Raw genomic sequence first — 20,209 nt, forward strand, 5'->3', positions numbered from 1 at the left:
AGACGTGTCCAAGGGCTCCGATGCCAAGAAGGCCCGCCGCAAAAAGCGGCAGGCCGACCGGGGCGTGAACCGGGTGTCGGCGGAGTCCGTCGAGCAATTGGCCGACATCCCGGATGCCGTCGTCGCCGATCTGGCCGAGTTCGATGAGCGAATCACCGCCCGCGGCTGGACTTTCGACGAAGACGAGTCCAACGACGACTATGCGGTGTGGTTCTACGAGCCGTCCGGCGCCCAGGTGTCCGACGGCCTCCCGGTGACCTCACTGTGGCTGGACGCGGCCGAGGACGGCGAGATCGTGCGGGTGGTGTTCGTCGGCAGCGTCGAGCGCTACGAGTTCACCCACGACGAATTGCGCGGCGGTGCCCTCGACGTGATCGAGGGCTACCGCGCCGGTCAACCCCTGCCGAAGTTCTAGCTTTCGATGACTCCCTGAGCTTTCTGGGCCCGGTCCTCGTAGCTCTTGCGTTCGGCGGCGTCGAACTCCAGGAACACGTTGTCCAGGCCCAGCTTCTTGTTCATCCAGCGCCGGCCCTTGGGCGGCAGCATCTGCGCGGCCTGGGCGGTGAAGCGCAGCGGTGGCGGCACTGACACGTGGGTCTTGGGCTTGTTCAAGGTTTTGACGATGGCGGCGGCGATGTCCTCGGGCTCGACGGGCTTGATCGCTCCACCGGACTTGGTGCCCGCAATCAGGTCGGTGTTGGTGAACGGCGGCATGACCACCGACACGTCCACCCCGTGCGGGGCCATTTCATCGGCGAGCGCGGTGGTCAGACCGACGACGGCGTACTTGGCGCCGACGTAGACCACCTGGCCCGGCAGCGGGATCAGGCCCGACAGCGAGGCGATGTTGATGACGTGGCCGCTGCGGCGCTTCACCATCTCCGGCAGCGCCAACTGGCAGCCGGTGAGCACGCCGTACACGTTGACCTCGATGTTGGACCGGATCGACTGTTCGCTCTGTTCCAGGAACGGGCCGACCGGCATGACACCGGCGTTGTTGATCAGCACGTCGATGTGTCCGCCGCCGTCGGTACGGGCCTTGTCCAGGAATGTCGCAAAGGACTCCCGGTCGGTGACGTCGAGCGGGTAGCCGGAGACCTGTCCGAGCTTGGTCAGCTCGACTACGGCCGACTCCTGAAGGGCGACGTCACGGTCGCCGATGACGACGCGGGCGCCTTTGGCCAGCAGGGCCTTGGCGGTGGCGTAACCGATGCCGCGGGCGGCGCCGGTGATCGCGATGGTCTTGCCCCGGATGTTGTCCATGGCGCCGAACTTTACACGTGTCAAGTTTGGCGCGGAAGGGGGTGGCCGAGGCGGCGTAGTCTGGGCGGGCGTGATGGTGAATGGCACTGACCAGCCGGTAGTTACCGAGACCGTAGAAGACTTCTCCGAGCGGATCACCTCCGCGATCGACAGTGCGGGCCTGGTCCTGCTGATGAGCCTGGGCCACCAGACCGGGCTGTTCGACGCGATGGCGAAGCTGCCGTCGGCAACCAGCGCTGAGATCGCCGAGTTGGCCGGCCTCGATGAGCGCTACGTCCGTGAATGGCTCGGTGGGATGGCCGCGGGGCGGGTGGTCGACTACGACGCGGAGTCCTCGACGTATCGATTGCCCCGCCACCGCGCCGCTGCACTCACGCGCGACGCCGGTCTGGGCAATCTGGCGCGCCTGGCCCAGTACGTCCCGCTGATGTGCGAAGTCGAACAGAAGATCCTCGGCTGCTTCCGCGATGGCGGTGGTCTCAGCTACGACGACTATCCGCGCTTCCACACCGTGATGGCCGAGCGGAGTGGTGAGGTATTCGACGCTGCGCTGATCAGTGCCGTGCTGCCGTTGGTCGATGGACTTCCTCGACGGCTCGAGAGCGGAATCGACGTCGCCGATTTCGGTTGTGGCAGTGGGTACGCGGTCGGCCTGATGGCCCGGTCCTACCCGGCCAGCCGTTTCACCGGCATCGACTTCTCGCCGGAGGCGATCGCCACCGGGGCCGCGCAGGCGGCGCAACGTGGTTTGACCAATGTCTCGTTCGTGGCTGCCGACCTGGCGGACCTCGACCAGACCGCGGCGTACGACGTCATCACGGCATTCGATGCGATTCATGACCAGGCGCAGCCGGCCCGCGTACTGGAGAACATCTATCGCGCGTTGCGGCCGGGTGGCGTGTTGGTGATGGCCGACATCAAGGCCTCCAGCCGACTCGAGGACAACATCGGCGCTGCGATGAGTACGTATCGCTACGCCGTTTCCCTGACGCATTGCATGTCGGTCTCGCTCGGCCTGGGAGGCGCCGGGCTGGGCACGATGTGGGGCAGGCAGCTGGCTGTGTCGATGCTGACCGACGCCGGATTCACTGACGTGAAAGTCTCCGAGGTCGAGCAGGACCCGTCGAACTACTACTACCTCGCCAGGAAATGAGCAGCTCGCCGGGCTTTTAATCAGGCTGAGCCGGTGGGCATGTTCCCGGCATGACCCGCGTTGGAAGTGCCGTGGGTATCGAAACGGTGGTTAAGTCAGCCCCCGTGAGTGGTGTGCGGTTTGTCGCGGTCGGCCTGGAGGACCCACTGGCTCTCCCGCTGATGACCGAGCTGGCGGTGGAGTACTCGGGGCGCTACGGCGGAACGCCGGAGCAGATGATGGGTTGGCTGCGCGGGAAGTCGGCGGACGAGTTCGCCCCGCCGGGCGGCGGCCTGTACATCGGCGTGCTCGACGGCGTGCCGGTGACCGGCGGGGCATTCACCCGATTCGACACCCAGACCGCCGAGCTCAAACGCATCTGGACCGACAGTCGCTACCGGCAGCGTGGATACGGCCGCGTGCTGCTCGCCCATCTCGAATGCGAGATCGCCGCGCGCGGGTACCGGAGGGTCTACCTGACGACGGGTCACCTGCAGCCGGAGGCCGAGGCGCTCTACGACTCCGCGGGCTACACCCGGCTGCTCGCACCGTTGCCGCCCGAGGGGGAGGGGACGGTCTTCCCGATCGCCTTCGAGAAGGAGCTGACGTGAGCGCGCCGCTCTCGATCCTCGACCTGGCTCCGATCAGTGCGGGCAGCGACGCCCAGACGGCGCTGCGCAACACCGTCGATCTGGCCCGTCACGCCGAACAGTGGGGCTACCAACGGTATTGGGTCGCCGAGCATCACTTCGTATCGGTCGCCAGCTCGTCGCCCGCGGTGCTCGTGGGCCAGATCGCCGCGGCCACCGAACGGATCAGGATCGGCACCGCGGCCGTGCAACTCGGCCACACCACGGCGATCTCGGTGGTCGAGAGCTTCGGCACGCTGGCCGCGTTCTACCCCGACCGGATCGATCTGGGCGTGGGCCGCTCGGGTCAGAAACGCGCCGAAGCGGTGCGGGACAAGCCGCGTGAGCCCAGACCGCCGCGCCAGTGGCACGAGATCGACGGTGTGGTGATCCCGGCGCCCTACGACGTCAGTGCACTGATGCGGGACCCGCGGCTGCGGTCGCGGATGGCGGTGTTGCAGCAACCCGAAGCTCTCACACCGGATTTCGCCGAACAAGTGGACGACATCCTGGCCATGCTCGCCGGGCGCTACGAGGTGGGCACAGCCGTTCCCGGTGCGGGCGCCGGCCTGACACCGTGGGTGTTCGGCAGCAGCAAGGGGCAGAGTGCGCGCGTCGCGGCCGCGCGCGGGCTGCCGTTCGTGGCGAGCTACCACATCACGCCGGCCACCGCGCTTGAGGCAATCGAGGTGTACCGCAACGGATTCACGCCGTCGGAGAGCCTGTCCGAACCGTACGTGGCGGTGTCGGCCGACGTGGTCGTGGCCGACGATGAATCCACCGCACGACATCTTGCGTCGAGCTACGGCCACTGGGTGTATTCGATCCGGGCCGGCGGCGGCGCGGTGCCCTATCCGGATCCCGCCGATTGCGGGCCGCTGTCCGACGAGCAGCTGGACGTGGTCCGGGACCGTATCGCAACACAATTCGTCGGTGACCCCGATCAGGTGGCCACCCGGCTGGAGGCACTCCAGCGGGTCAGCGGGGCGGACGAGCTCGTCATCACCTCGGTGACGCACCGGCACTCCGACCGGCTGCGCTCCCACCAGCTGATCGCCGAGCGGTGGCACCAATAGCGGCTAGGCTGGCCTGCGATGCCGAGTCTGCAGGTAATCGTGGGATCGCTGCTACTGGTAGCGGCTGCGGTGGTGTTTGCGATCGGGGTGGCCTTGCGGCTTTTCATCGGTCGCCGGTCCGAATCGGCGGAGTCTCGGCGGCGGATGCACGCATTCCGCCGGACCAGGTTTGCCCGGGTGCTGTTCGGGTCGGTGTACGACGACGAGGAGTTCGACCCCGACGAGCTCGACCAGATGGTCCTGATGCCGACGATCGTGCTGGCCTGCGGCCTGTGCCTGACCGGATTCTTCCTGCTGGGGTACCGGATCCTGCAGCACTAGGCGTGGAGAGCGGCGGCCGCGGAGGCGGCGTCGGCGATCGATCCGCGCCACACCGGGCCGTGTCCGGGCAGCATCACCTCGGCCTCGACTGCCGCCAGCGTCGTCAAACTGGCCAGGCAGCCGTCCTCGTCGTGATTGAACAGCGCCGGCAGCAGCGTCGGGCCGGTATGGCGCAACAGCGGGTGCCCGGTGACCAGGGCGTCGCCACTGATCAGGACCCCGTCGACGATGAACGAGCAGTGACCGCCGGTGTGCCCCGGCGTGGGGACCGGCGCCGGCGTCCCGGGCAGGCCCGCCGCGGTCTCGGCTGTCAGCGCCTGCGCGGTCGGTATGCCGGCGTGGTTCATCCCGCCTTTGGCGGTGATGGTGGCCGCCCACTTCAGCCAGCGGGGCTGCCAGATGTTGCGGACCACGTCAGCGGGGGCGGCCTGTTCCAGATATTCACGTTTGGTGTGGCCGAGTTCGGCGTCGTGGCAGAACACCGGTGTGCCATGGGTTTTCGCGAGCCAGATGGCAGTTCCGAAATGGTCGATGTGGGCGTGGGTCAGCAGGACGGCGGCGATGTCGTCGACGGTGAACCCCAGCCGGCGGACCGATCCGATGACGTCTTCGCGCTGCCCCGGGAACCCGGCGTCGATCAGCATGACCCGATCCCCGTCGGTCACGAGCGTCCAGTTGACCAAGTCGGTTTGCGCGAAGTGCACATGCTCGGTGATCGCGGTCAGGGCTGCTGCCATGTCGCGAGTTTAAGCATAGGAGTAGAAACGAACCGTGGCTGAACTGAAACTGGGATACAAGGCATCGGCGGAGCAGTTCGCTCCGCGTGAACTGGTGGAGCTGGCGGTCGCCGCAGAGGCGGCGGGCATGGACAGTGCGACGGTCAGCGACCATTTCCAGCCGTGGCGTCACGAGGGCGGGCACGCACCGTTCTCCCTGGCCTGGATGACGGCGGTCGGTGAGCGCACGGAGCGGCTGGTGTTGGGCACCTCGGTGCTGACGCCGACGTTCCGGTACAACCCTGCGGTCATCGCGCAGGCCTTCGCGACCATGGGATGTCTGTACCCCGACCGGATCTTCCTCGGGGTGGGTACCGGTGAGGCGCTCAACGAGATCGCCACCGGCTACGAGGGCGACTGGCCCGAGTTCAAGGAGCGCTACGCCCGGCTGCGCGAGTCGGTCAAGCTCATGCGCGAGCTGTGGCTCGGCGACCGCGTCGACTTTGAAGGCGAGTACTACAAGACCAAGGGCGCCTCGATCTACGACGTCCCCGAGGGCGGCATTCCCATCTACATCGCCGCCGGTGGACCGCAGGTCGCCAAGTACGCGGGCCGGGCCGGTGACGGGTTCATCTGCACGTCGGGCAAGGGCGAGGAGCTCTACAAGGACAAGCTCATCCCCGCGGTGAAGGAAGGTGCCGAGGCCGCCGGGCGCAATCCAGAGGACATCGACCGGATGATCGAGATCAAGATCTCCTACGATCCCGACCCGCAGAAGGCGCTGGAGAACACCCGGTTCTGGGCGCCGCTGTCGTTGACCGCCGAGCAGAAACACAGCATCAACGACCCGATGGAGATGGAGAAGGCCGCCGACGAGCTTCCCATCGAACAGGTCGCCAAGCGCTGGATCGTGGCCTCTGATCCCGACGAGGCCGTCGAGATGGTCGGCCAGTACGTGAAGTGGGGCCTGAACCACCTGGTGTTCCACGACCCGCGACACGATCAACGCCGGTTCCTCGAACTGTTCAAGACGGATCTGGAGCCCCGGCTGCGCAAGCTCGGCTGATTTGATCCGAATTCTCGCGACCCTCTTCGGGGTGGTTGCGGCGGTGATCGCTGCGGTGGGCCTCTCGGTGCGCTACGTACCGCTGGGCCGCCACGGCACGGTGCTGTTGGCCACGGCGTCGCCGTACCTGACCTTGGCAGCGCCGGTGGCGGTGCTGATGCTGATGCTCGGCCGGCGGCGGGTGCTGGCAACGCTGGCCGTGGTGCTGACGCTGGCGGCCGCGGTGATCCACGTGCCGCAGTACCTGGGTCCGGAGGCGGTGACGGCACAGTCGGCACCGGTTCGGGTGTTCAGCTCGAATCTCGGTATGGGGCGGGGTGACCCGGCCGCCGTGGTGGCCGCTGCCGAGCGCACCGCTGATGTCGTAGTGCTGCAGGAGCTCACGCAGGAAGCTGCCGACGGCCTGATCGCGGCGGGGCTGGAGAAGTCCTTCGGCCACCGGATCTTCGACCCGGAGCCGATGGCCGGCGGCCTGGGGATATGGAGCCGGTTCCCGCTGACCGACAGCGCTCACGTTCCTGGTTATTCGATGGTGATGCTGCGGACGCGGTTGCACGTGCCCGAGGTCGCGGTGGCCCCGGTCCTGGTCGGTGTCCATTTCGCCGCGCCGTGGCCGCAGCCGATCGAGTCATGGCGCCAGGACATGGAAAGGTTCCCCACGATGCTGCGGCAGCTCGCCGCCGACGCCGGACCGGGCCCGGTGATCGTTGCCGGGGACTTCAATGCCACTTACGACATGCTGCCGTTCCGGGAACTGCTGGCCACCGGCTACCGCGACGCCGCGGAGCAGGCCGGCGGGGGCTTGATCCGCACTTTCCCGGTCGGCCCCAGGCGGGTACCCGCCGTCGGCATCGACCATGTGCTGTTGCGCAATGCAGATGCCACCGCGGTACGAACAGAGCTCGTACCAGGTGCCGACCACCTGGCACTCATCGCGGATATCATAGTCCCGCAAGGCATTTGACGTCAGGCGCTGCTCACCGACCGCCGCACGGCGCCGGCACTGCCGTGGCTGGTGGCGGTGAGCCGAACCCGGTCGGCCCGGAACAGGTCATAGGCGTACTCGAACGGCCGGCCGTTACTGTCGCGGGTGACGCGCGTGATGGCCAAGAGCGGTTTGCGCTGGGCGATGTCGAGCCATTGTGCTTCGCGCGGGCTGGCGCTGACCACTTCGATGGTCTCCGTGGTGGCAGCGGGGCTCAGGCCGTACCGTACGCGCACCAACTCGTAGAGCGAACCGCCGAGCGGCTGTTCCAGCAGGTCGTCCATGCGCTCGGCGTCGAAGCAGGAAAGGTCCACCGACAACGGTGCACCGTCGGCGTACCGCAGCCGCCGGACCGTGAATATATCTGCTCCATCGGCGATTTCGAGGGCGTGCGACTCCACCGGGGTGGCCGGTCTGCGGTCGGTCGCCAGTACCCGGGTGGCGCTGGTGTGGCCGCCGCTGTGCAATCGGGCAGGTAAGCCGGCCAGTTCGGCGGCATTGCGTTCGACGACGTCGGCGCGCACGAAGGTGCCACCGTTGCGCCCGGTGCGGCGCTCCAGCACGCCGGCCTGGCTCAACGGCAGCAGTGCGCTGCGCAACGTGGAGCGCGACACCGCGAAGTCCGCCGCCATCTCACGCTCGGTGCCCAGCCGCGAGCCGGGCCGCAGGGCGCCCGCGGCCAACATGGACAGGATGCGCCGGCGCACGTCCTCGGCGACGGGGCCGCCCGATGTCGTGGACATAGCGCGAGTATGGACCAAATCGACCGGGCAGAGCAGACCAAAACCGACCGGTTAACCTCCCCGTTTCACGGTTCCCAGGTTCGTAACGTAGCGGCAACAAATGACTTGACCTGCAATAAGTTTCGAGTTGCCGCGGCCGCCTCTGCGGGCTAACAATGTGCTGCGTCGCACCACAATGCCGTCGGCGACCCCGAACAATCAGACCAAATAGTGGTCCGAAAGTCGTCCTCAGTTAGGACCCGCAATGAGCGAGATCATCGATCCGCCGGCACCGTCGAGTGCCGGAATCCAGCGCCTGAAACCCAACGCCGTGGGGCTGGTCGGCGTGCTGTTCATGGCAGTCGCGACGGCCGCCCCCATCACGGCCATGGTCGGCAATGTGCCGATCGCGGTCGGCTTCGGCAACGGTGTCAACGCGCCCGCCGGATACTTCGTCGCCACCATCGTGCTGACCCTGTTCGCCATCGGCTACGCGGCGATGAGCAAGCACATCACCGCTACCGGTGCCTTCTACGGATACATCTCGCACGGACTGGGGCGTGTCGTCGGTCTCGGTGCGGGATTCCTGACCGCATTGGCCTACATGGTGTTCGAGGCCTCGCTGATCGGCATCTTCTCGTTCTTCGGCAACGATCTGTTCAAGTCGTTCTTCAACGTCGATGTGCCGTGGATCCTCTTCGCCGTGGTGATGCTGGCGGTGAACGCCGTGCTGACCTACTTCGACATCAACCTGGCGGCCAAGGTGCTCGCGGTGTTCCTGATCACCGAGATCATCATGCTGGCCATGATGGCGCTGTCAGTCGTGTTCACCGGTGGCGGCCCGCAGGGCTGGTCGCTGGGATCGCTCAACCCGCTCAACGGTTTTCAGAGTCTCTCGGGCGAGGTGGCCGGTGTCGACGGCAGTATGATCACCGTCGCCGGATCGGCCGGCGTCGGTCTGTTCTTCGCGTTCTGGTCCTGGGTGGGCTTCGAATCCAGTGCCATGTACGGCGAGGAGTCCCGCAACCCCAAGAAGATCATCCCGATCGCGGTGATCAGCTCGGTGGTCGGCATCGGCGCGTTCTACGTGCTGGTTTCGTGGTTGGCGATCGTGGGCACCGGGCCGCAGAATGCCATTGCGCTGGCGCAAGATTCGACGACCGCGGGTGACATCTTCTTCAACCCGGTGCGCCTGCACCTCGGCGACTGGGCCGTCGACCTGTTCAAGATCCTGCTGATGTCAGGCTCCTTCGCCTGCGGCATGGCGTTCCACAACTGCGCCGCCCGGTACCTCTACGCCCTCGGACGCGAGAACGTCCTGCCGGGAATGCGCAAGACCATCGGCTCCACCCACCCGGTACACGGCTCGCCCCACATCGCCGGATTTGTGCAGACCGGTTTCGCGACCGTGGTGGTGATGTTCTTCGACATCACCGGACGTGACCCCTACACCGGGCTCTACGGCCTGATGGCGTTGCTGGGCACCACGGCCATCATGATCGTGCAGGCCCTGGCGGCGTTCTCGGTGATCTCCTACTTCCACGTACAGAAGCGCCACCCGGAGACGGCGAACTGGTTCACCACCTTCCTGGCGCCGTTGCTGGGCGGAACCGGCATGCTCTACGTCATCTATCTGCTGGCCAAGAACGCGTCGTTTGCTGCGGGCACGGCCGCTTCCGACTGGATCTTCACCTCGATCCCGTATGTTGTCGGCATCGCCGGGATCGGGGGCGTGCTGTGGGCGCTGTTCCTGAAATTCAGGGATCCGGAACGTTATTCCGATATCGGGCGCACAGTGTTGGAGGAAGCGCACGAACGTTAGCGGGTGGCCGCATGTCGCGAAAGGGATGCCATGAGTTTTTCCAACATCATGGATTCGAACAGCTACAGCGGTATTTCGACCGATCCTGACACCGAAAAGCTGATCGAGGCCCGCACCCACCTGCTGGGCCCGGCGTACCGGCTGTTCTACGAACGGCCGGTACACCTGGTCCGCGGGCGCGGCAGCCATCTGTTCGACGCCGACGGTGCGCGCTACCTCGATGCGTACAACAACGTCGTCAGCGTCGGGCACTGCAACCCGCATGTGGTGGCAGCCATCACCCGCCAGGCCGAGACACTCAACACCCATACCCGCTACCTGCACGACGGCATCGTGCAGTACTCGCAGCGGCTGCTGGCCACACTTCCGGGTGAAGTCGACCAGGTGATGTACGCCTGCACCGGTTCGGAGGCCAACGACCTGGCCCTGCGGGTGGCCCAGCGGTACACCGGGGCACGCGGCGTGATCGTCACCCGCGACGCCTACCACGGCAATACCGAAGCGGTGACGGCGATTTCACCGTCGATCGGTGGTGCTACCACCATCGGTTCGCATGTACGCGCCGTGGCCGCACCGGACAGCTACCGCTCGGGTGCCGATGTGGCAGGCCGGTTCCTGGCCGATGTGGAAACCGCGATCGCCGAGCTGAAGGCGGCCGGTGTCGGGCTGAGCTGCCTGATCGTGGACACCTTCTTCTCGTCCGACGGCATCTACCCGGACCCCTCGGTGCTGGCGCCGGCGGTGGCGGCGGTCCGTGCGGCCGGCGGGGTGTTCCTCGCCGACGAGGTGCAGCCCGGTTTCGGCCGCACCGGGGAGTCGATGTGGGGCTTCACCCGGCACGGTGTCGTGCCCGACCTGGTCACCATGGGCAAGCCGATGGCCAACGGGTTGCCGGTTGCGGCCATGGCCGCCCGCAGCGACGTGCTCGAGGCGTTCGCCCACGAAGTGCCGTACTTCAACACCTTCGGGGGCAATCCGGTGTCGATGGCCGCGGCGGCCGCCGTCCTCGACGTCATCGAGGACGACGGGCTGATGGCCAACGCGGCGCGGGTCGGCACGGCCCTGCGCGACGAGCTCACCCGGGTGGCCGCCGAGAATCCCCGCATCGGGGATATCCGCGGGTCGGGGCTGTATGTGGGCGTCGAAATGGTCACCGACCCCGACCTGAGGACCCCTGACCGCGCCGGCGCCCATGACCTGGTCAACGCGATGCGCGACCGCAAGGTGCTGATCTCGGTGTGCGGCACGCACGGCAACGTTCTCAAGGTGCGTCCACCGTTGGTGTTCTCGATGAGCGACGTGGACTGGTTCTGTACGGAATTTGCGGGGGCGGTGGCGGCGCTGCCCTGATCTAGGGAATGCTGGAGCGGTGCCGGATGGAGACATCGCGACCGCGATCTACGTAGCCTCACCCGAAGGTGACACCGGCAAGTCGACGATTGCGCTGGGCATCCTGCATCGACTTGCTGCGACGGTGCCCAGGGTGGGGGTGTTCCGTCCGATCACACGCCTCGGCGAGAATCGGGACTACATCCTCGAATTGTTGCTGGCCAGTGCCACGGCCGGGTTGAGCTACGACGAATGTGTCGGGGTCAGCTACCAGCAGGTGCACGAGGATCCCGACGTCGCGATCGCCGATATCGTCGACCGGTTCCACCGCGTGGCCGAGCAGTGTGATGCCGTGCTGATCGTCGGCAGCGACTACACCGCCGTCGCCACCCCCAGCGAGCTCAGCATGAATGCGCGCATCGCGGTCAATCTCGGTGCGCCCGTCGTGCTCGCGGTCAAGGCGGCGGACCGCACGCCTGAGGAGGTCGCTCATGTGGCCGAGGTGTGCCTGGCCGAGTTGAACCATCAGCATGCGCACGCCGCCGCCGTGGTCGCCAACCGGTGTGACCCCGCGCAGTTGGATGCGGTGGCCGAGGCCCTCAAGCCGCTCGGCACGCCCGCCTATGTACTGCCCGAGGAGCCGTTGCTGTTCGCCCCGTCGGTGGCCGAACTGCAGGTGGCGGTCGACGGCACGGTGATCGCCGGGGATCCGGCGCTGCTGTCGCGCGAGGCGATGGGCGTGCTCGTGGCCGGGATGACGGCTGAGCATGTGCTGGAGCGGCTGACCGAGGGTGTCGCCGTGGTGACGCCGGGTGACCGGTCCGATGTGGTGCTCGCTGTGGTGAGTGCCCATGCCGCAGAGGGCTTTCCGTCACTGTCCTGCATCATCCTCAACGGTGGGCTCGAACTGCATCCCGCTGTTGCGTCGCTGGTCGAGGGGTTGGGTCTGCGGCTGCCGATCGTGGCCACGAAGTACGGCACCTTCGAGACCGCAAGCCGGGTCGCAGGTGCACGCGGCCGCGTCACGGCGAAATCGCAGCGCAAGATCGATACCGCGCTCGCGCTGATGGACAAGCACGTGGACGTCAACGATCTGATCGCGCAGCTGAGCATCCCGATTCCCGCGGTCACCACGCCGCAGATGTTCACCTACCAACTGCTCGACCAGGCCCGCTCCGACCGCAGGCGCATCGTGCTGCCGGAGGGGACCGACGACCGCATCCTCAAGGCCGCGGGCCGGTTGTTGCAGCATGAGGTCGCCGAGCTGACCATCCTCGGCGAGGAAAGTCAGATCCGCTCCCGGGCAGCAGAACTGGGGGTGAACATCGATGCGGCCGTGGTGCTGGACCCGCGTACCAGCGAGTTGTGCGACCGGTTCGCCGAGCAGTACGCCGAGCTGCGCCGAAAGAAGGGCGTGACTGTCGAGCAGGCCCGCGAGATCATCCACGACGTCTCGTATTTCGGCACGATGCTGGTGCATAACCAAATGGTCGACGGCATGGTGTCGGGCGCCGCGCACACCACTGCGCACACCGTGCGGCCGGCCTTCGAGATCATTCGCACCGCGCCGGGGATCTCGACGGTGTCGAGCATCTTCCTGATGTGTCTCGCCGACCGGGTACTGGCCTACGGCGACTGCGCGATCGTGCCGGACCCGACCTCGGAGCAACTTGCGGACATAGCGGTCTCCTCGGCGCGCACCGCCGCGCAGTTCGGCATCGATCCGCGGGTCGCCATGCTGTCGTATTCGACGGGAACCTCGGGTACCGGGGCCGACGTCGACAAGGTTCGGGCGGCAACCGAACTGGTGCGTCAACGCGAACCGGATCTGTTGGTGGAGGGGCCGATTCAGTACGACGCGGCGGTGGAGCCGTCGGTGGCGGCCACCAAGATGCCCGACTCGCCGGTGGCGGGGCGGGCCACCGTGCTGATCTTCCCCGACCTCAACACCGGCAACAACACCTACAAGGCGGTACAGCGCAGCGCCGGCGCGATCGCGATCGGCCCGGTGCTGCAGGGTCTGAACAAGCCGGTCAATGACCTGTCCCGCGGCGCCCTGGTGGAGGACATCGTCAACACCGTGGCGATCACGGCGATCCAGGCACAGGGGCAACCATGACGGTTCTGGTGGTCAACTCCGGATCTTCGTCACTGAAATATGCCGTGGTGAAACCGGATTCGGGAGAATTCCTGGCCGACGGCATCATCGAGCAGATCGGCTCGGAGCAGGTGCCCGACCATGACGCCGCACTGCGGGCGGCGTTCGATGAACTGGCGGGTCAGGGTCTGCACCTCGACACCCTGGGTCTGGTGGCAGTGGGGCACCGGGTGGTGCACGGTGGCAGGGCCTTCTACCAGCCCACCCTGATCGACGGCGATCTGATCGCCAAGCTCGAAGAGCTGTCGCCACTGGCCCCGCTGCACAATCCGCCGGCCATCCTCGGTATCGAGGTAGCCCGCAAGCTGTTGCCCGATCTGCCTCACGTGGCGGTCTTCGACACCGCGTTCTTCCACAACCTGCCCGCGGCGGCGGCGACCTATGCCATCGATCGTGAGGTGGCCGAGCGCTGGGGTATCCGGCGGTACGGCTTTCACGGCACCTCGCATCAGTACGTCAGCGAGCAGGCCGCCACGTTCCTGGACCGGCCCTATGAGTCGCTGAATCAGATTGTGCTGCACCTGGGTAACGGTGCGTCGGCCAGCGCTATCACCGGCGGCCGGCCCGTGGACACGTCGATGGGGTTGACGCCGATGGAGGGCCTGGTGATGGGCACCCGCAGCGGCGACATCGACCCCGGCATCATCTTGTATCTGCGCCGTGCGGCGGACATGGACGTCCAGGACATCGACACGATGCTCAACCGCCAGTCGGGTGTCCGTGGCCTCGGTGGCGAGAACGACTTCCGGAAGTTACACGCGCGCATCGAATCCGGTGATGAGAATGCGCAATTGGCGTACGACGTCTACATCCACCGGCTACGCAAGTATGTCGGAGGATATCTGGCGGTGCTGGGTCGTACCGATGTCATCAGCTTCACCGCGGGGGTCGGGGAGAACGACGCCGCGGTGCGCCGCGACGCATTGTCCGGACTCAGCGCGCTGGGGATCGAGATCGACGAGGAACTCAACAGGGTGCAAGCGCACGAGGCCCGGCGGATCTCGACCCCGGACTCGTCGGTGACGGTGCTCGTGGTGCCGACCAATGAGGAATTGGCGATCGCGAAGGCCTGCGCGGCCCTGGCCTGATTCAGAAGGTGCTCATCGGCCGCACACTGTTGGCCAGGTCGATCAGGGCATAGCGGTGCGACTGGGTGGGGGCGACGCGGGCCAGCGCCCGCAGCGACGCCTCGACGCCGAGCTTGAGACCGTGTTCGGTGAACGGGAATCCGAGAATGTGATTGCTGCTCGCAGTGTTGTCGGCCAGCCAGTCCATCGCGGTGCCCAACACGAGGGCCCGGATCTGCAACACCCGTGGTTCCGAATCGGGCAGCGCCTCCACCCGCCGCGCCGCATCGCGGATGTTCTGCTCGGTGATCTCACCGGTGGACCGCCCCGACAGCAGGGTGACCGCACTCGTCAGCCGGGCCGTGGTGAAATGTCGTGAGGTGGGCGGAACTTCGTCCAGGGTCTGGACCGCCTTGTCCCGCGACCCGGCAACAGACTCGGCGCGGGCGAACCCGAAGCCGGCCGAGATCACGCCGTTGTCGGTGCTCCACACGGTGTTGTAGAACTTCAGCTCGTCGGCGTTGCCGGCCAGTTCGGCCGTCGCGGCCAACGCCAGTTTGGGGGCCAGCTCCCCGGGCAACGTGTCCAGGACTTCGGTGAAATGCTTTGTGGCCGAGTCATAATCGGCTGAGAGCATCTCGGCCACGGCGCGGAACCAGACCAGCCGCCAGCGCCAACCGGCCCACACGGCGAGCTCGTCGAGCTTTCGGGTGGCCTTGGCGACATCGCCCAGATCCAGCAGGGCGCGTGCCTCCATCAACGGCAGTTCCACCGATTCGGACACGTCCACGCCCTCGGCGTCGATCGCGCCGTGGCGGGCCGCGCGCAGCTGGTCCAGGGTGTGCACGGGCTGGCTGAGCACACTGGCCACCAGCAGCGGAGCCCCGACGTCGGTGCGGTCCACCAGCGGCACCGGCAGCGCCCGCACGATCTCCTGTGCGGTCAGCTTCTCCGAATGGACCTGCCCGTCAACGTAAACGTCGGTGTGTGCCACCAGCAGATCGACCCCGAACGTGGACCGGGACGGGCTGAACACCGTCGACAGGCCGGGGCGGGGAATTCCGGAGTCGGTGGCCACCACCTCGCGTAGCACGCCGAGCAGCTGGGACGACATCTCCTCGGCGCTGGTGAACCTGCGTCGCGGATCCGGATCGATGGCGCGGCGCAGGAACCGGCCGAAGGAATCGTAGGTGTCGAGTACCGGATCTTCGGACGGCAGCCCGTCGACGTAACGACCCCGCCGGGTCCGCAGTTTCAGGGTGAGCGCGGCCAGCGTGCGTCCCACGCTGTAGATGTCGGTGGCCACCGTGGGCCCGGTACGCACGATCTCGGGAGCCTGGAATCCTGGTGTGCCGTAGAGGTATCCGTAGGAGTTGAGCTTGGATACGGCTCCGAGGTCGATCAGCTTGAGCTGCTCCTCGGTGATCATGATGTTCTCGGGCTTCAGGTCGTTGTAGGCCAGCCCGATCGAATGCAGATAGCCCAGCGCGGGCAGGATCTCCAGCATGTAGCCGATCGCCTCGGCCACCGGAAGCCGAGTTCCCCTGGCCTGTTTGAGCGATGTCCCGCCGACGTACTCCATCACGATGTACCCGACAGGATTGCCGTGCTTGTCATCGTGTTCGACGAAGTTGTAGATCTTCACGATCCCCGGGTGCGTCACCTCGGCCAGGAATTGGCGTTCGGCCATGGCGATCACCTGGGCCTCGGCGTCACCGGAATGGACCAAGCCCTTCAGCACGACGGGACGTTCGTTCACGTTGTGGTCGAAGGCCAGATACACCCAGCCCAACCCGCCGTGGGCGATACAGCCCTTGATCTCGTATTGGTCGGCAACGATCTCGCCCGGGGACAGCTGCGGCAGGAACGAATACGCGCTGCCGCAGTGCGGGCACCAACCCTCCGACAGGGCATGCCCGTCGGATGACGATCGACCGACGGGCTTGCCGCAGTTCCAGCAGAACCGCTTCTGTTCGGCCACCACCGGATTGGTCATCAGCGCTGTCAACGGATCGCGCTCGGGCACCCGCGCGATCTCGACCAGGCCGCCGCCCAGCCTGCGGGCCGGCGAGAGCGTCCGGGTCGCGATCGTCGCGAGGTTCTGCGGTTCGGTGTCGCCGTACGGCCCGTCGTCGGAGTCGCCGAACTCCGGACGGAACACGGCCTGGGTGGCCATCGGCCGCATGGTCGACCGCGAATCCATGTCGAGGTCTTCCAGGCTTGCCGGCTGCGTACCGGGCCCTCCGCTCGTATCGGGGTCGGAATCGGGAGGCACCGGCAAATCGGCGTCGTCGGGTTTCTTCATCAGTCGACATACCTCGCGACCGGGGGAGACGGTGCCGGACCCAGTACGGTCAACCACTTGCGGTACAAGGTGTTCCAGGTGCCGTCGCGGCGGATGCGTTCCAGCGTGGCGTTGACGACCCGGACCAGCCCGGTGTTCTCCAGGTTCAACCCGATGCCGTAGGGCTCCTCGTTGAGGCTGGGACCGACGATGTGCAGATACGGATCCTGGGCCACCAGCCCGGCCAGGATCGAATCGTCGGTGCTGACCGCGTCGGCCTGGCGTTGCTGCAACGCCACCAGGCAGTCGGCCCAGGTGACCACCGAGACGATGATCGGTGCCGGGCTGATCTGCTGGATCCGCTTGAGTGAGGTGGTGCCGTCCACCACGCAGACTCGCTTGCCCGAGAGGTCGGAGGCCTGCGAGATGTTGGAATCGCGGGCGGCGAGGATGCGTTGGTGGGCCATCAGGTACACCGTGGAGAAGTTCACCTGCTTGCGGCGCTCGCAGGTGATCGTCATGGTCTTGACCACGATGTCGACCTGATTGTTCTGCAGTGCGGTGATGCGGTCGGCCGAGGACAGGATGCGGTATTCGACCTGTGAGGGGGTGCCGAAGATGTCGCGGGCGACCTCCCCGGCGATGTCGACGTCGAACCCGTTGATCTGACCGGTGATCGGATCGCGGAACGAGAACAGATTGCTGCCGATGTCCAACCCGACGACCAACCGCCCGCGGTCGCGGATCCTGGCCGTTGCCGCGTCGGCGTCGGCCTTGTTGGTGAACGGTCGCAGGCTGGCGGTGCGGTTGCACTCGTCGGTCTCCGGCTCCGGCACCCGAACCGGTTGAGGCGCCAGCTCCTGCATGCCGGCCGGGCTGGGCGGGGCCAGGGTCATCGTCGGCACGGTCAACGCCGGTGCACTCTGACCGCATCCGGCCACCGCCACGGCTGCGGTCAGCGCGGCCAACATCTTTCGCAGTTTTGCCATCATCTGTACTCACTGAGTCGAGGCCACAGGCCCAGCGCCACCGCCAGCGCCGCGGCCACACTGAGCAGGGCGGCACCCACGGTCGCGCCGGACAGCACCCGGCGGGCATTGGCGATGTCGTTGCGCAACTGGCTGCGGCTCTGTTCGATGCCCTTGGACAACGAATCGTCGAGTTTGTCGAAGGCCGACGTGGAATCGTCCTCGCCGGTGCCCAGAGCCACCTGCGTCGCGGCCTGGTAATTGCCCACCGCGATATACGCGTTGATCCGGTCATCGGCCGCCCGCCATTTGGTGAGCAGATCTTCGGCACCCGTCAGATCGCTCTTGTCGATGCGGGTGTCGCGGGCCAGATATTGGGCGAGCTGTTGCTGCATGGCCTCGATGCGCTGGTAGTAGGACTGTTTACGCAGGTTTTCGTCGCCACGCCGGATCAGGGCCAGCGTTTCGTCAGCCCGGGCCTGCTGGGCGGTGATGGCCAGATTGGTCACGGTCTTCAGGGATTCGGCGGCGGTGTCCTTGGCGCTGCGGCTGTCCGATGTCGAGATCACCAGTGCCGTCGTCACCCAGATCAGCATGATCAGCACGGCCATCCCGCCGGCCACGAAACCGATGTTGACCCGGCGCCGGGTGCGTCGTGCCAACCAGCGGTTGGCGAACGCGCCGAACATCAACGTCGCCAGCACCACCAACATCACCGCGGCGGGGATCCGGGTGGAGGCCGTCGTCTCGGCATCCACCCGTGCGGAGGTCTCCTCGTACAGGCGTTGCGCGTCGGGCAGGATCTGGGACTGCATCAGCGCCGAGGCTTCCGACAGGTATGACGAGCCGACCGGGTTGCCGGCCCGGTTGTTGGTCCGCGCGGTCTCCACCAGGCCGGTGTAGACGGCCAGCCGGGCATTGATCCGGCCGAGCAGCTGCACCAGCTCTTCGTCGGTCAACCCGCTCGAAGCCCGGGTCACCGCAACCGAGGCGTCGGTGATGGCCTGCTCGTAGCGCTGCCGCACGTCGCGGGGCTCGGCCCCGGCGATGAAGGCCGTGGCCGCGGCGGCGTCGGCCACCGACAGCGTGGTGTAGAGCTGGCCGGCCGCGAATGCCAGGGGCTCGGTGTGATCGAGCACCGTGGTGAGCGCCTGCTGGCGGTCGTTGATCGTGGTGGATGTGGCGAACGCGCTGGCGATCACGAGTGCCGACAGCACCAGTCCGATCGTCAGGATGCGTCCGGGGGTGGTCCACAGGAACCACCACCGCGGGTGCGCAGGAGTGGTCGGCGACCGGGACGCGAGCGGTTCGGTCGAGGGATGTGCCAACTCCACAGTCACCTGTGCGCGGACCTCATTTAGTTTCGGTGCAAACGGGCTGTCCCCACACTATAAAAAAATTCTAAGAGGGCTGCGCTTAGGCTCGCGGAGAAATTGGGCCCCACCGAAACTGGCGACGTTCCCTATTCTGTACGGGTGCGAGGCGACGGTGACGGCTGGGTGTTCTCCGACAACGGCGCCCGTTACTGGGGGCGGCACGGTGCGGCCGGCCTGTTGCTGCGCGCGCCGTGGCCGGGTGGATCGGCGGCCGTGCTGCTGCAACACCGCGCCCCGTGGAGTCATCAGGGCGGAACCTGGGCCTTGCCCGGAGGTGCCCGCGACAGTCACGAGACCGCCGAGCAGGCCGCGGTCCGGGAGGCCAACGAGGAAGCCGGGGTGACCGCCGAGCAGCTCACCGTGCGGACCACGGTGGTGACGGCCGAGGTGGCCGGCACCGGCGGCACGCACTGGAGCTACACCACGGTGATCGCCGATGTGCCCGCACCGCTGGAGACCATTCCGAACCGGGAGAGCTCGGAGTTGCGCTGGGTGGCCGAGGACGAGGTCGCCGAGTTGCCGCTGCATCCCGGGTTCGCCGCCAGTTGGGAGCAGCTTCGGGCGGTGACGGCGTCCCTGCCGCTCGAACTCAACCCGCCGCGCTGATCATTGCCTTGAGTTCGGCGGCTGCGGCCCGCGGATCTTCGGCCGCGGTGATCGCGCGGACCACCACGATGCGCCGGGCCCCGGCAGCCAGCACCTCGGGCAGCCGTTGCTGATCGATCCCGCCGATCGCGAACCACGGCTTGGCCGGGTTCAGCGCCGCCGTCGAGCGCACCAGGTCCAGTCCCGGCGCGGTTCGGCCCGGCTTGGTCGGGGTGGGCCAGCACGGGCCGACACAGAAATAATCCACGGCTTCGGTGACGGCCGCCGCGGCCTGCGCGGCGTCATGCGTGGAGCGACCGATCACGCGACGATCGCCGATGATGCCCCGCGCGACGTCCAGCGGCAGATCGTCCTGGCCCAGGTGCAGCACGTCGGCTCCGGCTGCCAGCGCGATGTCGGCGCGGTCGTTGACCGCCAGCAGTGCACCGTGGCGGCGGGCGGCCTCGGCCAGGATCTCCAGCGCCTCGAGTTCCTGCCGGGCCTCCAGCGGGCCGAGCCGCTTCTCCCCGGCTGAGCCCTTGTCGCGTAGCTGGATCAGATCCACCCCGCCGGCCAGCGCCGCGTCGGCGAATTCGGCCAGGTCACCGCGCTCCCGGCGGGCGTCGGTGCACAGGTAGAGGGTGGCGCGCTGCAAACGGTCGGCGGGTGATTCCACACCGCGACGGTAGCGGGTACCGCCCGAGTACCCT

19 protein-coding genes are annotated in these 20,209 nt (G+C 67.0%); 12 read left to right on the plus strand and 7 right to left on the minus strand.

The annotated features are described in order from the left end of the window. Positions 1-4 precede the first annotated feature (4 nt). Positions 5-415 carry a hypothetical protein gene (locus tag ACZYZF_RS07440; RefSeq protein WP_463742823.1) on the plus strand — a complete coding sequence of 137 codons (411 nt, stop codon included), beginning with the start codon at positions 5-7 and terminating at the stop codon, positions 413-415. On the opposite strand, the gene ACZYZF_RS07445 is transcribed toward ACZYZF_RS07440, so the two are convergent. After that, a complete protein-coding gene (locus tag ACZYZF_RS07445; RefSeq protein WP_463742822.1) occupies positions 412-1,263 on the minus strand; it encodes an SDR family oxidoreductase in 852 nt (283 codons plus the stop codon). The two genes, ACZYZF_RS07440 and ACZYZF_RS07445, sit on opposite strands and share 4 nt — an antisense overlap. A gap of 73 nt (positions 1,264-1,336) precedes the next feature. On the opposite strand from ACZYZF_RS07445, the gene ACZYZF_RS07450 reads away from it, so the two are divergent. The 4 genes from ACZYZF_RS07450 to ACZYZF_RS07465 all read left to right on the plus strand — a co-directional run bounded on the left by ACZYZF_RS07450 (position 1,337) and on the right by ACZYZF_RS07465 (position 4,421). Next, positions 1,337-2,416 carry a class I SAM-dependent methyltransferase gene (locus ACZYZF_RS07450; RefSeq protein WP_463835069.1) on the plus strand — a complete coding sequence of 360 codons (1,080 nt, stop codon included), beginning with the start codon at positions 1,337-1,339 and terminating at the stop codon, positions 2,414-2,416. Between the two features lie 104 nt (positions 2,417-2,520). Further along, positions 2,521-3,006 (plus strand): GNAT family N-acetyltransferase, encoded by a 486-nt coding sequence (locus tag ACZYZF_RS07455; protein ID WP_463742821.1) that lies wholly within the window; start codon positions 2,521-2,523, stop codon positions 3,004-3,006. Beyond that, positions 3,003-4,100, plus strand: a complete 1,098-nt coding sequence (locus ACZYZF_RS07460; RefSeq protein WP_463835071.1) for an LLM class flavin-dependent oxidoreductase — start codon at positions 3,003-3,005, stop codon at positions 4,098-4,100. Before ACZYZF_RS07455 ends, ACZYZF_RS07460 begins: the two co-directional genes overlap by 4 nt. A gap of 18 nt (positions 4,101-4,118) precedes the next feature. Continuing rightward, on the plus strand, positions 4,119-4,421 hold the full coding sequence (locus ACZYZF_RS07465; RefSeq protein ID WP_463835073.1) for a hypothetical protein: 303 nt from the start codon (positions 4,119-4,121) through the stop codon (positions 4,419-4,421). Here ACZYZF_RS07465 and ACZYZF_RS07470 read toward each other — a convergent pair. Next, entirely contained in the window at positions 4,418-5,158 is a 741-nt protein-coding gene (locus ACZYZF_RS07470; protein WP_463835074.1) for an MBL fold metallo-hydrolase, read from the minus strand. The two genes, ACZYZF_RS07465 and ACZYZF_RS07470, sit on opposite strands and share 4 nt — an antisense overlap. Before the next feature lie 34 nt (positions 5,159-5,192). On the opposite strand from ACZYZF_RS07470, the gene fgd reads away from it, so the two are divergent. Together fgd and ACZYZF_RS07480 are read left to right on the plus strand one after the other, a co-directional pair. Beyond that, positions 5,193-6,203: a glucose-6-phosphate dehydrogenase (coenzyme-F420) gene (gene fgd, locus ACZYZF_RS07475; RefSeq protein ID WP_463835076.1), complete on the plus strand. Its 1,011-nt coding sequence runs from the start codon at positions 5,193-5,195 to the stop codon at positions 6,201-6,203. 1 nt (position 6,204) lies between these two features. After that, positions 6,205-7,167, plus strand: coding sequence for an endonuclease/exonuclease/phosphatase family protein (locus ACZYZF_RS07480; RefSeq protein WP_463835077.1), 963 nt, complete (start codon positions 6,205-6,207; stop codon positions 7,165-7,167). A 2-nt stretch (positions 7,168-7,169) separates the two neighbouring features. On the opposite strand, the gene ACZYZF_RS07485 is transcribed toward ACZYZF_RS07480, so the two are convergent. Further along, on the minus strand, positions 7,170-7,931 hold the full coding sequence (locus tag ACZYZF_RS07485; RefSeq protein ID WP_463835078.1) for a GntR family transcriptional regulator: 762 nt from the start codon (positions 7,929-7,931) through the stop codon (positions 7,170-7,172). Between the two features lie 244 nt (positions 7,932-8,175). Here ACZYZF_RS07485 and ACZYZF_RS07490 point away from each other — a divergent pair, with 244 nt between their 5' ends. The 4 genes from ACZYZF_RS07490 to ACZYZF_RS07505 are packed head-to-tail and all read left to right on the plus strand — an operon-like array spanning position 8,176 to position 14,307. Further along, positions 8,176-9,732 carry an APC family permease gene (locus ACZYZF_RS07490; protein WP_463742814.1) on the plus strand — a complete coding sequence of 519 codons (1,557 nt, stop codon included), beginning with the start codon at positions 8,176-8,178 and terminating at the stop codon, positions 9,730-9,732. Positions 9,733-9,762: 30 nt separating this feature from the next. Beyond that, positions 9,763-11,082, plus strand: a complete 1,320-nt coding sequence (locus ACZYZF_RS07495) for an aspartate aminotransferase family protein (protein ID WP_463835079.1) — start codon at positions 9,763-9,765, stop codon at positions 11,080-11,082. Between the two features lie 19 nt (positions 11,083-11,101). Next, a complete protein-coding gene (pta, locus tag ACZYZF_RS07500; RefSeq protein ID WP_463835081.1) occupies positions 11,102-13,180 on the plus strand; it encodes a phosphate acetyltransferase in 2,079 nt (692 codons plus the stop codon). After that, complete coding sequence (locus ACZYZF_RS07505) at positions 13,177-14,307, plus strand: acetate kinase (RefSeq protein WP_463835082.1); 1,131 nt, start codon at positions 13,177-13,179, stop codon at positions 14,305-14,307. Before pta ends, ACZYZF_RS07505 begins: the two co-directional genes overlap by 4 nt. 1 nt (position 14,308) lies before the next feature. Here the strand turns inward: ACZYZF_RS07505 and ACZYZF_RS07510 are convergent, their stop codons facing one another. From ACZYZF_RS07510 to glnX, 3 genes are read right to left on the minus strand one after another with little or no spacing between them, the layout of a single operon-like run. Beyond that, a complete protein-coding gene (locus ACZYZF_RS07510) occupies positions 14,309-16,591 on the minus strand; it encodes a serine/threonine-protein kinase PknG (protein ID WP_463742810.1) in 2,283 nt (760 codons plus the stop codon). Then, the gene (locus ACZYZF_RS07515) at positions 16,591-17,562 is read right to left on the minus strand and encodes a glutamate ABC transporter substrate-binding protein (RefSeq protein WP_463742809.1); all 972 of its coding nucleotides are present in this window, start codon (positions 17,560-17,562) and stop codon (positions 16,591-16,593) included. The genes ACZYZF_RS07510 and ACZYZF_RS07515 overlap by 1 nt, the downstream gene beginning before the upstream one ends. Then, positions 17,559-18,878: a protein kinase G-activating protein GlnX gene (glnX, locus tag ACZYZF_RS07520; protein WP_463742808.1), complete on the minus strand. Its 1,320-nt coding sequence runs from the start codon at positions 18,876-18,878 to the stop codon at positions 17,559-17,561. Before glnX ends, ACZYZF_RS07515 begins: the two co-directional genes overlap by 4 nt. Before the next feature lie 135 nt (positions 18,879-19,013). Here glnX and ACZYZF_RS07525 point away from each other — a divergent pair, with 135 nt between their 5' ends. Continuing rightward, entirely contained in the window at positions 19,014-19,520 is a 507-nt protein-coding gene (locus ACZYZF_RS07525; protein ID WP_463742807.1) for an NUDIX hydrolase, read from the plus strand. On the opposite strand, the gene thiE is transcribed toward ACZYZF_RS07525, so the two are convergent. After that, positions 19,504-20,175 (minus strand): thiamine phosphate synthase, encoded by a 672-nt coding sequence (gene thiE / locus ACZYZF_RS07530; RefSeq protein ID WP_463835084.1) that lies wholly within the window; start codon positions 20,173-20,175, stop codon positions 19,504-19,506. The genes ACZYZF_RS07525 and thiE overlap by 17 nt on opposite strands. Positions 20,176-20,209 lie beyond the last annotated feature (34 nt).

The sequence above is a fragment of the Mycobacterium sp. IDUB_24 genome (assembly GCF_055419385.1).

Excerpts from the sequence above, each read along its gene's own strand:
- ACZYZF_RS07510 (WP_463742810.1), bottom strand. The coding sequence starts at position 16,591 with ATGAAGAAACCCGACGACGCCGATTTGCCGGTGCCTCCCGATTCCGAC.
- ACZYZF_RS07495 (WP_463835079.1), top strand. The coding sequence starts at position 9,763 with ATGAGTTTTTCCAACATCATGGATTCGAACAGCTACAGCGGTATTTCG.
- ACZYZF_RS07450 (WP_463835069.1), top strand. The coding sequence starts at position 1,337 with ATGGTGAATGGCACTGACCAGCCGGTAGTTACCGAGACCGTAGAAGAC.
- ACZYZF_RS07505 (WP_463835082.1), top strand. The coding sequence starts at position 13,177 with ATGACGGTTCTGGTGGTCAACTCCGGATCTTCGTCACTGAAATATGCC.
- ACZYZF_RS07490 (WP_463742814.1), top strand. The coding sequence starts at position 8,176 with ATGAGCGAGATCATCGATCCGCCGGCACCGTCGAGTGCCGGAATCCAG.
- ACZYZF_RS07515 (WP_463742809.1), bottom strand. The coding sequence starts at position 17,562 with ATGATGGCAAAACTGCGAAAGATGTTGGCCGCGCTGACCGCAGCCGTG.
- ACZYZF_RS07465 (WP_463835073.1), top strand. The coding sequence starts at position 4,119 with ATGCCGAGTCTGCAGGTAATCGTGGGATCGCTGCTACTGGTAGCGGCT.
- ACZYZF_RS07485 (WP_463835078.1), bottom strand. The coding sequence starts at position 7,931 with ATGTCCACGACATCGGGCGGCCCCGTCGCCGAGGACGTGCGCCGGCGC.
- ACZYZF_RS07470 (WP_463835074.1), bottom strand. The coding sequence starts at position 5,158 with ATGGCAGCAGCCCTGACCGCGATCACCGAGCATGTGCACTTCGCGCAA.
- ACZYZF_RS07445 (WP_463742822.1), bottom strand. The coding sequence starts at position 1,263 with ATGGACAACATCCGGGGCAAGACCATCGCGATCACCGGCGCCGCCCGC.